Below are 14,334 nucleotides of genomic sequence, written 5' to 3'. Positions count from 1 at the left end.
CTACAGCGACAGCGGCCCGTCTGCCTTGATTTCATCGAGTACGAAAAACGTACGCACCTGCCGCACGCCGGGCAGGGCCAGGATTTTTTCGCTGTGGAACCGGTTGAACGCACCGAGGTCGTGCACCCGGATCTTCAGGAAATAGTCGACGTCGCCGGCGACGAGGAAACATTCCATCACCTGCGGCAGGGCACGCACCGCCCGGGCGAAGTCGGCGAAGCTGTCCTTGGTCGAGCGGTCGAGCACCACGCCGACCAGCACCGCAATTTCCCGCTGGACGGCGCGCGGATCGATCAGGGCGCGCACGCCGCGGATCACCCCGCTGTCGAACAGCCGCTTGGTATGGCTCCAGCAGGCCGATTCACTCAGGCCGACCTGCCGGGCCAGGTCAGCATTGCTCAGCCGGCCGTTTTCCTGCAGCGCTTTCAGGATCTTGCGGTCACTGGCACTGAGATCGGGGAAATCCGGCGCGGCCATCATGGGATGAAGATCCTTCTCAAAATACCTGCTATACTTGGATCATTCTGGAGAAATTTGCTTCTTCGTCAGAATATATTCCGCAAATACCGCATCAGTCCAGAAGCACCTTGCCGGCGCTCGCGGCTATCATGTCCCTGTTTCTCACCAACAGGACATCGACTGCCATGCCGCTCAATCTGCAGGACAGGTTCCCCCGCGTATCGCTCGGTTTCTTCCCGTCGCCGATCCAGCCGCTGAAGCGGCTGTCCACCGAACTTGGCGTGTCCGTCTGGGCCAAGCGCGACGACGTTTCCTCCGGCCTCGCCTTCGGCGGCAACAAGGTGCGCAAGCTTGAATGGCTCGCCGCCGATGCCTTGAAACAGGGCTGCGACACGCTGGTATCGATCGGTAACATCCAGTCGAACCACACCCGGCAGGTCGCCGCAGTGGCCGCCGTACTGGGCATGCGCTGCCGCCTCGTGCAGGAGGAATGGACCAAGTGGGAAGACCCGGTCTACGATAAGGTCGGCAACATCCTGCTGTCGCGCCTGATGGGCGCCGAGACCCTGCTGGAAGGCGAAGGCTATTCCACCGCGGTGAAGGCCACCTGGGAAAATGCCCTTGAGCAGGTACGCCGCGACGGCGGCAAGCCCTACGCCATCCCGGCCGGCGCCTCGGACCACCCGCTCGGTGGCCTGGGCTATGCGCATTTCGCCGACGAGGTCGAACAGCAGGAGGGCGAGATGGGCGTGTTCTTCGACACCGTCATCACCGCCACCTGCACCGGTTCGACCCAGGCCGGCATGGTGGTCGGCTTCAAGCCACAGGCCCGCAAGCGCCGGCTGATCGGCATCGACACCGCCTGCGACGAGGACATGACGCGCCGGGCGGTAACCAAGATCGCCAAGGCCACCGCCGAGATGATCGGCCTGAACACGCCGATCGATGACGAAGACATCATCATCGATCCGCGCTTTGCCGGCCCCGATTACGGCCTGCCGGACGAGCAGACCATTGCCGCGATCCGCAAGTCGGCCCGACTGGAAGCCATGCTGACCGACCCGGTCTACGAGGGCAAATCGATGGCCGGCCTGATTGCGATGGCGCAATCAGGCGAGATCCCCAAGGGCGCCAACGTCCTCTATGTGCATCTGGGCGGCGCGCCGGCGCTGAACGCCTACCACAACGCCTTCAACTGAAGATCGGCATCGCCGCGTGAAAGCCCTGCCAGCAATGGCAGGGCTTTTCTTGTGACCGGTCAAGATCCGGGGGGCAATTACAGCCCTGCCCGGTCCTTTCGGCGTCCTGCCGGAGCGGTGGAAACGGCGGCAACGGGCCGGACGCCCCGTGGCTGCATGACGGCCACCCTTCTGCTATCGTCACCGGAGAATCGGCCGGTAAGGCATCGACTGCCGCCGGAATTCGTCTGTCGCGGAGCCGCCTGGTGGACAAGCAGAAGCTGTTCTCGGTCCTGTTCTGCAGCGGCATGATGCTGCTGTATTTTTTCGGGACCCTTTACGACCGGGCAAAAAGCCGGCGCGGCCTTGCCCTGCTGCTGCAATCCTTCATCCGTGCGCCCCATATCGAGCCGGTATCGAAGCTGTCGCATTTTCGCGGCCACAGCTACATGATTCAGCTTGAACAGGACGTGCTCAGCGCCATGGCCGGGAAGTCGCCGTTCCTGCTGTTAGAGGATGGCCGCGCGCTGCCGCATCCGGGGATAGCCAGCCATGACGAGGTTCGCGATATCGGGCTGGGGCGGTACATCCATATCAACCGCCGCATCTACTTCGCGCCGTCGGACAATGCCGACCTGCGGCAGCACAGCCGCAAATACAACCTGTTGGAAGTGCTGACCGCCGATCCGCAGAAAAACCGTACGCTCACCGAGCTCAATGCCCGCCGCGCGGAGTTTTCCAATATCGGCCTGTGGCTGCTCGGCAAGCTGATGGTCTATCTCGATCCCGCCCTGCAGATCGGCAGCATCGCTGCCGCCGATCCCATGAGCCTGACAATCACCGATGCCGTCATCGACACCAGCAGCCTCGACTTCGGCGTCATCTGCATCGGCCAGGCCACGGCCCGCTGGTCCCTGGCCGAAGGCGACTGGTCGCGGCTGGACATCGACCTGGATACCATCACCACGACTTGGTCTTCACAGCCGCTGCGGCTGCGGCTGTCGCTCGATTTCACGCTGTCCTGCGATCTACGGCTGTGCAGCGCCACGCTGACCGCAGGCGGCGTGCCCTGGGCCGACCTGTCGCTGACCTGGCAGGATGATCGGCTGGATCATGGCGCCGCCCGGTTCACCGACCTGCCGGCCATCCGTACCGGCCTGACCGGGGCTTGCGGCGATGCCGCCGCCCACCGGCGCTGGCTTGACGATATGGTCTCTGCGATCCTTGGCGGCGACCTGTCCTTCGGCTGCAGGATCGACTCGGCGACAGCGGCAGCCCTGACCGCTGCCCTCGCGCCGGAAGCCGCCGCCGCCAGCCTGCAGGTTGTCCTGCAGCGCCACGGCGACAGCATTGCCCTGCACTGCGTGGAGGGTTGATCATGGGCGTTACAGTCGAACACCTGTCGGCCGCCTTCGGCAAACCGCTTGACGCCGTCTTTGCCGAGCGGCTGGCGCAGGTTTTCACGTCGCCCGTGACCGAGGCCGGCGCGGATGGCCTGACCTTCGCAGACGGCAGCACGGTGCCCGTGGTCAATCATGTGCCGCGCTTCGTTCCCTCGGATGCCTACGTCAAATCCTTCTCGTTCCAGTGGACGCAATATCAGCAGACCCAGCATGACAGCCTGCGCAACTCCGGCTTCAGCAAGTCGGATGTCACCCATAAGACCGGCCTGACGCCGGACCAGGTCGCCGGCAAGCTGGTACTGGACGCTGGCTGCGGCACCGGGCGTATCGCCGAACTGCTGGCTGAATGGGGTGCGATGGTCATTGGCGCGGATCTCAGCCTGTCGGTCGATGTCGCGCAGAAATCGCTGGAGCACTTCAACACGGCGGCGGTGATCCAGGCCGATATCGGTGCCCTGCCCTTCGCGCCCGGAAGTTTCGATTTCGTCATTTCGTGCGGCGTCCTGCACCATACGCCGGACACGCGGGACTATACCCGCCGCTTGGTGTCGCTGGTGAAGCCGGGCGGCGAGCTGGCAATCTGGGTCTACAGCCCCCGGCTGGCGCGGCGGCAGGACTGGATTCCGCTGACTTCACGACTGCCGCATGTCGCCTTCAACGACTGGTGCCAGTGGATTGTCGGGCCGGCCCGGCAGGACCCCGACAACCACCTGCTGCGGCTGCTGTATCCGGTCTTTCCGTTCACCGCCCGGCATGAAACCCGGGACTGGTCGGCCCTTACCCTGTTTGACGGCTACACGCCGACCTATCACGGCGTGCACAGCGAGGAGGAAGTGATCGACTGGTTCACCGACTTCGGCTTTGTCGATATCCGGCGCAATCCCGTTGCCACCGCGATCCGCGGCCGCAAGCCCGGTTGATCAAGCCGGTGTGACACGGGCCCCGCCGGCGGCGGAGCCCGCACCACAAATGTCAGGCCGCTTTCTGCAGGCCGGCCATGATGCGCAGGGTGGCCGCGCAGGCCTGGGCGACCTCGCGGCCCTTCACCTTGAAATGCTCGACGAAGAATTGCCGGTGCTCATCGTGCTCATGGAAATGATGCGGCGTCAGCACGCAGGAAAGCACCGGGACCTCGGTTTCCAGCTGCACCTGCATCAGGCCGTCGATCACCGCCGCCGAGACAAAGTCGTGGCGGTAGATGCCGCCATCGACCACGAAGCCGGCGGCGACCACAGCGTGATAGCGCCCGCTCTTGGCCAGCAGCTTGGCCTGCAGCGGAAGCTCGAAGGCCCCGGGCACCTCGAAGCGGTCGATGCTGCCCTGGCGCAGCCCCTGCCGGCCCATTTCGGACAGGAAGGAGCCCCAGGCCTGGTCGACAATGTCGCGATGCCAGCCGGACTGGATGAAGGCGATGCGCCTTGCCTCCCGCCCGACAGCATCAAGACTGACCGGATCGGTCGACATGGTATTGGGGGTGATGTGTTCTGCTTGGCTCTGATTCATTGACGGCGCCCTTTCATCGGCCATTGCCAGAATCAGGGCGCACGGCGACAGCGGCGCGGCCCGTCCGCACGGCACGATGCCGTACGCCGGTCCGTCGCGGACTGCGCACCGTTCTCTTCCATCCGGACTGTAACCGTCGGCTTCGGAATTGCACCGAATCTGCTGACCCCGGCTGCCGCATGGAAGCGGCCGGGCGCTCGCGGGCTGCGGCGCCTGTGCGCCTTACCGCCGGTGGGGACTTTCACCCCGCCCTGAGAACGTGACCGCCGGCTCATCCGGCGGTCGGGTTAACTGATAGGGCGCAAGCTGCCCGGCGGCAAGCCTGTCGTGGCGTCAGCGCGCCGCTTTCAGCACCACCTCGCGCGGGGTATCGACGCCGCGCATCCGGCCGCGCAGATACTGCGGCGTTACATGGACATGGCCGCCGAGCCTGTCGGCGGCATGCCAGGCCCAGTAGGGATCGTTCAGCAGACCGCGCGCCATCGCCACCAGGTCGGCCTTGCCCTCGGCAACGATCGCCTCGGCCTGCTCGGCCTCGGTAATCATGCCGACCGCCATGGTGACGAGGCCGGTGGCCTGTTTCACGGCCTCGGCGAAATGCACCTGGTAGCCCGGACCTGTGGCGATCTTCTGCTGCAGCGAAACGCCGCCGGAGCTGACATCGACGAAATCGGCGCCGCGTTCCTTCAGGGCCGCGGCGTAGCGCACGGCATCGGCAATCTCCAGGCCCTCGCCGGGCATCCAGTCGCTGCCGGTGATGCGGATGCCGAGCGGCTTGTGCGCCGGCCAGACCGCGCGCACCGCTTCAAAGACCTCGAGCGGGAAGCGCATGCGGTTGTCGAGCGTGCCGCCGTAACCGTCGTTGCGGCGGTTGGAAATCGGCGAGACGAATTCATGCAGCAGGTAGCCATGCGCCCCATGCAGCTCGATCAGGTCGACGCCGGCGCGGTCGGCGCGCCGGGCGGCCTCGACGAACTCATACCTGACCCGGGCAAGGCCTTCCTCGTCCAGCGCCTGCGGCATATGCCAGCCCTCGCCCTGCGGCAGCGCGCTCGGCGCCTCGGCCTGCCAGGCGAGCGGGCCCTGCAGCGACTGGCCGCCGCGCCACGGCAGGTCGCTGGAGGCCTTGCGGCCGGCATGGGCGAGCTGGATGCCGAACGGCGTCGGGCCGAACTGCTTGATGTCAGCGGCGATCTCCGCCAGTGCGGCTTCCTGCACGGCATTGTAGAGGCCGAGGCAGCCGGGCGTGATACGGGCCCGTGCGCTGACATGGGTCGCCTCGGCGATGATCAGGCCGAGGCCGGCCGTGGCATAGCGACCCAGATGAATGCGGTGCCAATTGTTCGGCACGCCGTCGGTGGCGCTGTACTGGCACATCGGCGACAGTACGATGCGGTTCGGCAGGGTGACGGACCGGAGCTGGAGCGGTTCGAACAGGGCGGCCATGGTTTTATCCGGGATCGGTTGCAGGAGGGCTGCTCCAAGTGTGGGGCAGCCGCCGCAAAGGTCAAGTCAGCTCCGGCCGTGCCAGGCGTAATTGAAGCTGACCGAAATACGTTCGCGCGTCGTGAAACCCGGCGGCACCTCGTGGCGCAGCCAGCTCTCGAACAGCACCACCTGGCCGGCCTTGGGCCGGATGCTGACATGCAGCTGCTCGCTGGGCGGCAGATCGCTGCGCCGGGGCGGCGCCGCCATCAGGCGGTCGAGCCGCGGATCCTCGAACTTGATCGCCGCCGACCCGCGCGGCACCTGCACGTAATAGGTGCCGCTGATGAAGCTGAGCGGATGCAGGTGCAGGCCGTGGGTGACCGCACCCGCCATCATGTTGACCCAGCAGTCGGTCATCTGCAGCTTGCGACCGCGCAGGTCGTAGCCGAGCGCCACGGCATAGGCGCGGACCTGCGGATCGAGCGCCTTTTCCAGGGCGGCGAAGGTCGAGGAAATCCGGTGCATCTGGTCATGGCTGCCGTAGGATGTATAGCCGCCGGGATAATGCCGGGCGCTCCAGCGCTGCCCGGTCTTGTCGGCCAGGCGCAGGGAATCGCAGACATCGATAAGGTCGCGATTGAAGGCGACGATGCCCTTTTTCTTCAGCGGGGCAACTTCAATACGGGTCGGGAACAGGCTGCGGATCGTCATGCTGGACCACTTGTCATTGCGTCATTCCGGCCAGGCGACGCCGTGGCGTCGCGCGCGCCGGAATCCCGTTGTCATGCAGCAGCAAAATGGGACCCCGGGTCAAGCCCGGGGTGACAGGCGTCTTCAGAACATCTCGAAATATTCGCGATGCTCCCACTCGCTGACCTCGAGCTGGTAGCGGGCGATCTCGGCGTCCTTGATATGCAGGAAATAATCGACGAAGCGGTCGCCGAGGCCCTCGCGGTAGCAGCGGCTGGCGCGCAGCGCCGCCAGCGCCGCCTCCAGGGTGCGGGGCAGCGGCGGCGCTTCCGTTTCGTAAGGCACATCGGCCGAAGCCGGCGGGGTGAGGCTGCGCGTCATGCCGTCGAGGCCGGCCAGCAGCTGCGACGCCATGTAGAGATAGGGATTGGCCGCCGGCTCGCCGAGCCGGTTCTCGATGCGGCTGGCCGGATCGCCGGGCGCACCGAGCACGCGGGCCATCACGCCACGGTTGTCGCGGCCCCAGATCGCGCGGTCGGGCGCCAGCGAATAGGGCCGGTAGCGGCGATAGGCATTGATGGTCGGCGCGGCGAAGGCGGCCGAGGCCGGCGCATGCTCCAGCAGGCCGGCGAGGAACTGCATGCCGAGCGGCGACAGCACGTCCGTGTCGCCCGCCGGCATGAAGGCATTGGCGCCGGTCTTGCGGTCGACCAGCGACTGGTGCAGGTGCCAGCCCGACGAAAAGACATTCGGCAGCTTCGGCCGGCACATGAAGGTGACGTGATAGCCATGGCGGCGGGCGATCTGCTTGGCCGCCGCGCGAAACAGCACCATGGTGTCGGGGGATTCCATGTTGAGACCCGGGCGGAAGGTGAATTCCGCCTGGCTCGGCCCGAATTCGACCTCCAGCGAGCGCAGCGGCAGGCCGAGCCCCTGGATATCGCGGCGCAGGATCTCGTAGACCTCATCGTACTGGTCGTAGCGTTGTTCGGTGAGATACTGGTAACCCTGCGTCAGCAGGCTGACCTCGGGCGGATTGCCGGGCTGGCCGGCATCCGTGGGCGCCAGCTTCGGATCCACCAGCTTGAAGACATGGAACTCGACCTCGAGCCCGGCCATGTAGTCGTAGCCGGCCTCATTCAGCCGGCCGAGTACCTGGCGATAAATCTGTCGCGTCGAGAAAGGCACCGGGCGGCCATCGGCGAAATACAGGTCGCAGAGCATCCAGCCGGTATGCGGCGCCCAGGGCAGCACCTTGAAGGTGGTCGGGTCGGCCACCATCAGGATGTCGGCAGCACCCTGCATTTCCGGCATGGCGAAGCCGCCACCCTTGGTGAAAACCGGAAACACCGTGCGATGCGCGGTATCCTTGGCCAGCAGCGTGGTGGTGAAGCCGACGCCGCTGCGCATCGCCGAAGCAGCCTCTTCGGCCACCAGCGTCTTGCCGCGCAGGATGCCGTGCTGGTCGGCAAAGGAAAACCGCACCACGCCGAGATTCCGGCCGGCAATCTCCTGCGCGACGGCCGCGGCCGCCTTGTGCTGCTCCGGCGTCCACAGGCCGTGTTTATCGACGAAACTCGCCACGCTGTCCCCCGTCCGGCTGACGCCGGTCCTTCTGCGTTACTCTGGCCTTCTGCGTTACTCTGCTGCCTGCGGTTCCGGTGCTGCCCAAGGGGCGTTGCGGCGCTTGCGGGCATCGACCTCGCGCCAGTATGCCTTCCAGGTCGCCGTCGGGGCAACGCCGTCGACGGTGACCGGGCCGCGGACCGTCCGGGCGGTTTCCGCATCCAGCACCATCAGCGGCACCCCGGTGCCAGCCTCGACCTGGTCGATGGCCTTCATCAGCATCGACCGGTAATTGACGATGGCCTTGTCGGTGCTGCCCAGATGCTCGCGGGTGCGGTCCTGGATCGGGCCCTGGCTTTCCACCGCCCACTGGTCATGCACGTTGATGTCGTTGCCCATGCCGGTGAAGGTCTGGGTCTTTTGCTCCAGCGGATCGAAGCCATAATTGTTGGCCTTGTTCTTGCGCGGAATGTAATCGGGCAACTCGTAGAGTTCGAGCCGCTGGGCGCGCATCTCGGCCTTGTCGACCGGACCGGCGAAGCTGGTGAAGATGGCGTACCAGTAGCAATTGGTGTCGTCGACCGGCACATGCCACTGGGTGATGGTCATCTCGGCCGACAGCGGAATATTGAAGGCCTGCGGGAACAGCAGGTTGGTGACCCGCACATGGGTGCTGTCGTCGTTGAGCTGGCGCAGGGCGAACAGCCGCATGCCGTAATCGGTGCGCTCGACCTCGATCTGCGGTCGTTCGAATTCGCGCAGCACCCGGGTCATCGGCATGTCGGAATCGGCCGAATTGGCACGGAACTGGCGGCCGTAATTGGCCTCCGGGTCCGCGTCGTCGAAGAACCGGTGCAGGAACGAGGCATGGGCCGGATCGATACCGACCTCAAGCGCCTGCAGCCAGTTGCAGGCGATATGGCCCTTGAAGGCGAAGACATGGCTGTCCGGGGCGACGAAGCAGTCGAGATCGGGGAAGGCCGGCGGCTTGCCGGTCGCCGCATCCAGTGGCCCGAGATAGGCGAACAGGATGCCGCTGCGCAGCACGACGGGATAATTCTTCTGCCGGATGCGCTGGCACAGCCTGCTGGTCTCGGGCTCGGCCGGGGTCTCCAGGCATTTGCCGTCGACATCGAACAGCCAGCCGTGGAAGGGGCAGCGCAGACCGCCGTGTTCCGGCCGGCCGAAGGCGAGATCGGCGCCGCGATGCGGGCAGTCGCGGTCGAGCAGGCCATAGCGGCCCTGCTCGTCGCGGAACAACACGAAATCCTGCCCCATCAGCTTGACCGGGCGGACCGGGCGGATGTCTTCCAGTTCCTCGATCAGGGCGACCGGCTGCCAGTAGCGGCGCAGCAGCTGACCGGCCGGCTGGTCGGCACCGACGCGGGTCATGCGCATGTTCTGTTCATGTGTGGTCATCGCGGGCCCTCCCACAGGCCAATACGATTTGGCCGGTACGATTTTGTTCGACTAGCGAACTTATGTGCGATTATAATGGCCGCCCTGTGACGTCACAAGCGCAAAACCGCGCCAGTTCCGCTCCTGCACAAAGATTGGCCATGACCCGTCTCCGCGCCGCCGATGCCGAAAAACGCCAGCAGAGCGGCCTCGGGCCCGATTTCCTCGAAGCACTGGCACGCGGCCTTAGCGTGCTGGCCGCCTTTGGCGGCGAGCGACCGCAGATGACGCTCAGCGACGTCGCCCGCGCCGTCGACCTGCCGCGCGCCACCGTGCGCCGCGCGCTCTACACCATGGAACAGCTCGGCTATCTCGACAGCGACGGGCGGCTGTTCCGCCTGACCCCGCAGGTGCTGCGGCTGGCCGGCGCCTATCTTGGCTCGGCCGGGAACGCGACAGCCCTGCAGGCCGCCTGCGATGCCCTGTGCCACGAATTCGACGAAGCCTGCTCGGCCGCGGTGCTCGATGGCGACATGGCGGTGATGACCGCGCATGCCTCGCCATCACGCTACCTTTCATCGGCGCCCGGCACCGGCTTCCGCGTACCGGCCTTCTGTTCGGCCTTGGGCCGCGTGCTGCTGGCCGGACTGGACGACACTGCGCGGGCCGGCTTCTTCGCCGCCCTGCAGCCGCAGGCCCTGACGCCGAAAACCGAGACGGATATCACCGCCCTGCGGAAACTGGTGCTGAAGGCGGCTGCCGACGGTTTCGCGCTGTCCGACCAGGAAGCCGAACTCGGCTTCCGCTCGCTGGCCGTGCCGGTGCGCCGCTTCGACGGCCGCGTGGTCGCCGCGCTGAACATCGGCGTGCGCATCGAACGCGCCACGCCAAAGCAGATGAAGGACAGCTTCCTGCCCGCCCTGCTGGCCGCGGCCGAGGGCCTGCGCGACCGCGTCGTCTAGGCAAATGGGGTCCCGGCTCGGCGCGATGCAGGTCTGCATCGCTTGGCCGGGATGACAACCGGCTGAAAATCGTCACTCCGGTCGCAGCGCAGCGAAGAACCGAGGTCCCATTTTCTGCCCTGCCGGATTCAGATCGGGTAGATCAGCGAATTGAGAATCAGTTCGCTGTCGAACACGCAGAGCCGTTCCTGCAACCGCAGGCCGGCCGGCGTGCGCACAAAGCGATCACGATAGCGGCCGACATTATAGACCTCCGAGACCGAACCCGGTTTGGTGCGGAACACGGCGTAATTCGCCTCCGCCCGGATCACCGTGCCGTCATCCTCCAGCACCTGCGCCACGCCGATGACATGCCGCTGGTAATAGGGCGCATGGAACAGCGTGTTGGTGATGCCGTAGACGCGGTCCTTCAGCATGCCCTCGCCTTCCAGCGCCATGGTGGCCAGCGGCAGGCCGGCATCGAAATTCTCGCGCGGGATCACCTTGTAGAGGCAGTCCGCCGTGAACAGGCCGATCCAGCCGGCGTAATCGCCGTCATCGAGCAGGCTGCCGTAGAGGGCATTGAAGCGGTCGACCAGCGGCTGGGCATCGGCCGGGGACGCGGCGGCGCCAGCGGACAGTGCGGTGGGCTCGGCCATGATCAGATCTCCATCACCTTGCGCCAGTAGCCGTACATGCCGCGGATCAGCGTTTCGGTGACCATATGCGGCGTCGGCGCGATGCCGCGGCCATCAAGCTCGCAGACCGTCTCGCCCTGCCCGCCGGTCTGGGCGAAGCCGGCTTGCGAGAATTCGATCACCTCGCCATCGTCGGCCGAAACGAAACCGGCCGGGCCGAACAGGTTGGCCTGGCGCAGGCGGCGCCGGGTCATTTCCGGCGTGTCGTCCTCGAAGCCGAAATGCGTCCAGATGAAATCGAAGACGCCGGGGCCGGCCGGCACGATATGGCGGGTCGACAGCGAATTGACCTGCTGCTGGATGATCACGCTGGGAAACAGCGTGATCATGGTGACCGAGGGGCCGTTCCACCATGGCTCGACCACAACGTCGAGCAGGCGATGGTCGTTCAGCGCCATGTCCTTCTTGAAACTGGTGACGCCCTCGGTGACCGCCTTGGCCTCGCCGCCGGCATTGCGCTGCGAGATCATCACCGCGTGGCGGCCTTCCGCGTCCATCACCATGCGCGACTGCTGGTCGGCACGCCACAAGCCGAAGGTGACGAACCAGGTGTGCAGCAGGCCCGGATGATACGGGTCCTTGATGTTTTCCATCATCAGCTTCCAGTTGCCCGGAATGCGCTGGCGGCTGGTGCCGTGGATGACCAGCTTGCGGCCATCGAAGATGCGGTTGAGCCACGGCATCACCTCGGGGCCGAAATACTCTTCCAGCGGCGGCGCATCGACATCGAGGCTGGCGAAGACGAGACCATTGTAGGTCGCGACCCTGAATTTGGTCAGGCCGTGCTGTTTCAGGTCGAAATCCGCCGGCATGCCGCCTTCGGTGACATCGCCCTTCTTCACGCCCTGGCGGAACGGCAGCCCGGCGAGATCGCCATTCAGCTTGTAGGTCCACTGGTGATAGGGGCAGACGAAGCTGCGCGCCTTGCCGCGCGGCTTCTGGCAGAACCGCACGCCGCGATGGGCGCAGCGGTTCTCCACCACATGCAGGCTGCGATCACGGTCGCGCACCACGATCACCGAACGCTCGCCGACATGGGACAGCTTGTAATCGCCGGGTTCGGGCAGCTCGGCGTCGAGCGCCACGTAAGCCCAATGCCCGCGGCCATAGAAAAAGCGGTCGAGTTCGCGGCGGTAGATGTCGGGATCGGTGTAGGCCCAGAAGGGAATCCGGCTTGACCCCTCGCCCTCCCAGATGCGCGGCGCTGCCGTCATCGGCGCTGTTGCCTGCATGAAAAATCCTCCCACGGATTTATTTGCATTTGCAAATATTATGCGCCGCTCTGCCGCGCCCGTCAAGCGCAGCCTTGACGCAGGGTAAGACATTGAAATCGGGAACGGAAAGTCTGACGATGCCGGCATAAACAGGAGGAAACCATGTTCGACCGGCATTTCGGTGTCTGGCCCAAGGGCGTGCCGCAGCACCTGACGCTGCCCGAGACCAGTCTGTACGAGAACCTTGAGGTTTCCGCCCGCCGCTTTCCGGACAAGCCGGCGATTCTCTATTACGGCTCGGCGCTGACCTATGCCGCGCTGAAGGCGGAGGTCGACCGGCTCGCCGGCTGGCTGGAGCAACGCTGCGGCGTCAAACGCACCGACCGTGTGCTGCTGTATATGCAGAACAGCCCGCAGTTCGTCATCGCCTTCTATGCCATCCAGCGGCTGACCGCGGTGGTGGTACCGGTCAACCCGATGAGCCGGGTCGAGGAACTGCGCCACATCGCCACCGATACCGGCGCGACCACCGTGCTCTGCGGCCAGGAACTGCTCGGCTTCGCCCAGCCCTTGCTGCAAGCGGGCGTCCTGCAACATGCCGTGGTCGCCGCCTACCGCGACCACATCACCGCGCCGACCGATCTTGCGCTGCCCGACGTGGTGACCGCGCCGCGCGCTGCTGTCACCGTACCCGGCGCCACGGGCTGGGCGGATGCCATCACCGCCGGACTGACCGCGGAGCCGCATCACGCCACCCTGGATGACTGGTGCGTGCTGCCTTATTCGTCGGGCACCACCGGCGCGCCGAAGGGCTGCCTGCACAATATCCGCGGCGTGATGGCAACCGCCTACGGCTCGATCGCCTGGAATCCGGCGTCGGCCGAATCCGTGCAGCTCGCCACCCTGCCCTTGTTCCATGTCACCGGCATGCAGAATTCGATGAACGGGCCGATCCTCAACGGCTCGACCCTGGTGATGATGACGCGCTGGGACCGCAAGGTCGCCGCCGAACTGATCCGGCGCCATCGTGTTACCCACTGGCGCAACATCACCACCATGGCCATCGATTTCCTCTCGGACCCGGAGGTCGCCAGCTTTGACCTGTCCAGCCTGCTCGGCATCGGCGGCGGCGGCGCGGCGATGCCCGGCGCGGTGGCGGCCAAGCTGAAAGAGCTGACCGGCCTCGACTACATCGAGGGCTACGGCTTGAGCGAGACCATCGCCGGCACCCATATCAATCCGGTCGACCGGCCAAAGCCGCAATGCCTCGGCATCCCCGTCTTCGATATCGACTCGCGCATCGTCAATCCCGACACGCTGGAAGAGCTCGGCCCCAACGAGACCGGCGAGATCGTTACCGCCGGGCCGCAGGTCTTCCTTGGCTACTGGAACCGGCCGGAAGAAACCGCGCAGGTCTTCTTCGAACGCGACGGCCAGCGTTTCTTCCGCACCGGCGACCTCGGCTATTACGACGAGGAGGGTTACTTCTTCATCGTCGATCGCCTGAAGCGCATGATCAACGCATCGGGCTACAAGGTCTGGCCGACCGAGATCGAGGGCATGATGTATGCCCATCCCGGCATCCGCGAGGTCTGCATCATCGCCACACCGGATGCCCATCGCGGCGAGACGGTGAAAGCCGTGATCGTGCCGAAGCCGGGTGCCGCCGACATGACGCCGGAAGCGATCCAGGCCTGGTGCCGCGAACGCATGGCCGCCTACAAGGTGCCGCGCATCGTCGAATTCGCCGACGCCTTACCGAAATCGGCCACCGGCAAGGTGCTGTGGCGCGTGCTGCAGGAGCAGGAGAAAGCCGCCGCGGCCGCCAAGCCGGCCGACGCTGCCGACTGACCCAT

At 65.7% G+C, this 14,334-nt stretch carries 13 protein-coding genes and 1 riboswitch; of the genes, 5 read left to right on the top strand and 8 right to left on the bottom strand.

All coding sequences use genetic code 11. From position 1 onward, the window contains the following. Positions 1 to 480, bottom strand: a complete 480-nt coding sequence (locus ACFOOQ_RS10660; RefSeq protein ID WP_379725808.1) for an Lrp/AsnC family transcriptional regulator — start codon at positions 478 to 480, stop codon at positions 1 to 3. Between the two features lie 164 nt (positions 481 to 644). On the opposite strand from ACFOOQ_RS10660, the gene ACFOOQ_RS10655 reads away from it, so the two are divergent. From ACFOOQ_RS10655 to ACFOOQ_RS10645, 3 genes are all read left to right on the top strand, one after another. Then, entirely contained in the window at positions 645 to 1,658 is a 1,014-nt protein-coding gene (locus ACFOOQ_RS10655; protein ID WP_379725805.1) for a 1-aminocyclopropane-1-carboxylate deaminase, read from the top strand. A gap of 245 nt (positions 1,659 to 1,903) precedes the next feature. Then, complete coding sequence (locus ACFOOQ_RS10650; protein WP_379725801.1) at positions 1,904 to 3,013, top strand: hypothetical protein; 1,110 nt, start codon at positions 1,904 to 1,906, stop codon at positions 3,011 to 3,013. A gap of 2 nt (positions 3,014 to 3,015) precedes the next feature. Then, entirely contained in the window at positions 3,016 to 3,960 is a 945-nt protein-coding gene (locus ACFOOQ_RS10645; protein WP_379725798.1) for a class I SAM-dependent methyltransferase, read from the top strand. A gap of 52 nt (positions 3,961 to 4,012) precedes the next feature. Here the strand turns inward: ACFOOQ_RS10645 and ACFOOQ_RS10640 are convergent, their stop codons facing one another. The 5 genes from ACFOOQ_RS10640 to ACFOOQ_RS10620 form a co-directional block, all read right to left on the bottom strand. Further along, on the bottom strand, positions 4,013 to 4,543 hold the full coding sequence (locus tag ACFOOQ_RS10640) for a 6,7-dimethyl-8-ribityllumazine synthase (RefSeq protein WP_379725795.1): 531 nt from the start codon (positions 4,541 to 4,543) through the stop codon (positions 4,013 to 4,015). 106 nt (positions 4,544 to 4,649) lie between these two features. Continuing rightward, positions 4,650 to 4,806, bottom strand: a riboswitch (FMN riboswitch). A 70-nt stretch (positions 4,807 to 4,876) separates the two neighbouring features. Next, a complete protein-coding gene (locus ACFOOQ_RS10635; protein ID WP_379725792.1) occupies positions 4,877 to 5,989 on the bottom strand; it encodes an NADH:flavin oxidoreductase/NADH oxidase in 1,113 nt (370 codons plus the stop codon). A gap of 66 nt (positions 5,990 to 6,055) precedes the next feature. After that, a complete protein-coding gene (locus tag ACFOOQ_RS10630; RefSeq protein WP_379725789.1) occupies positions 6,056 to 6,682 on the bottom strand; it encodes a TIGR02466 family protein in 627 nt (208 codons plus the stop codon). Between the two features lie 123 nt (positions 6,683 to 6,805). After that, on the bottom strand, positions 6,806 to 8,245 hold the full coding sequence (locus ACFOOQ_RS10625; RefSeq protein ID WP_379725786.1) for a glutamine synthetase family protein: 1,440 nt from the start codon (positions 8,243 to 8,245) through the stop codon (positions 6,806 to 6,808). Positions 8,246 to 8,299: 54 nt separating this feature from the next. After that, on the bottom strand, positions 8,300 to 9,646 hold the full coding sequence (locus ACFOOQ_RS10620; RefSeq protein WP_379725783.1) for an aromatic ring-hydroxylating dioxygenase subunit alpha: 1,347 nt from the start codon (positions 9,644 to 9,646) through the stop codon (positions 8,300 to 8,302). Between the two features lie 140 nt (positions 9,647 to 9,786). Here ACFOOQ_RS10620 and ACFOOQ_RS10615 point away from each other — a divergent pair, with 140 nt between their 5' ends. Continuing rightward, on the top strand, positions 9,787 to 10,587 hold the full coding sequence (locus ACFOOQ_RS10615; protein ID WP_379725780.1) for an IclR family transcriptional regulator domain-containing protein: 801 nt from the start codon (positions 9,787 to 9,789) through the stop codon (positions 10,585 to 10,587). Between the two features lie 128 nt (positions 10,588 to 10,715). Here the strand turns inward: ACFOOQ_RS10615 and ACFOOQ_RS10610 are convergent, their stop codons facing one another. After that, complete coding sequence (locus tag ACFOOQ_RS10610; RefSeq protein ID WP_379725776.1) at positions 10,716 to 11,225, bottom strand: aromatic-ring-hydroxylating dioxygenase subunit beta; 510 nt, start codon at positions 11,223 to 11,225, stop codon at positions 10,716 to 10,718. A 2-nt stretch (positions 11,226 to 11,227) separates the two neighbouring features. After that, positions 11,228 to 12,496, bottom strand: a complete 1,269-nt coding sequence (locus ACFOOQ_RS10605; RefSeq protein ID WP_379725773.1) for an aromatic ring-hydroxylating dioxygenase subunit alpha — start codon at positions 12,494 to 12,496, stop codon at positions 11,228 to 11,230. Between the two features lie 144 nt (positions 12,497 to 12,640). Between ACFOOQ_RS10605 and ACFOOQ_RS10600 the strand changes: the two genes are divergently transcribed. After that, positions 12,641 to 14,329, top strand: coding sequence for a long-chain fatty acid--CoA ligase (locus ACFOOQ_RS10600; RefSeq protein ID WP_379725770.1), 1,689 nt, complete (start codon positions 12,641 to 12,643; stop codon positions 14,327 to 14,329). The last annotated feature ends 5 nt before the right edge of the window (positions 14,330 to 14,334 follow it).

The organism is Ferrovibrio xuzhouensis (assembly GCF_042648965.1).
In the GTDB taxonomy this organism is placed as follows: Bacteria; Pseudomonadota; Alphaproteobacteria; order Ferrovibrionales; family Ferrovibrionaceae; genus Ferrovibrio; species Ferrovibrio xuzhouensis.
Note: the sequence above shows the minus strand (reverse complement) of the source record. Positions and strands in the feature narration are given on the sequence as shown.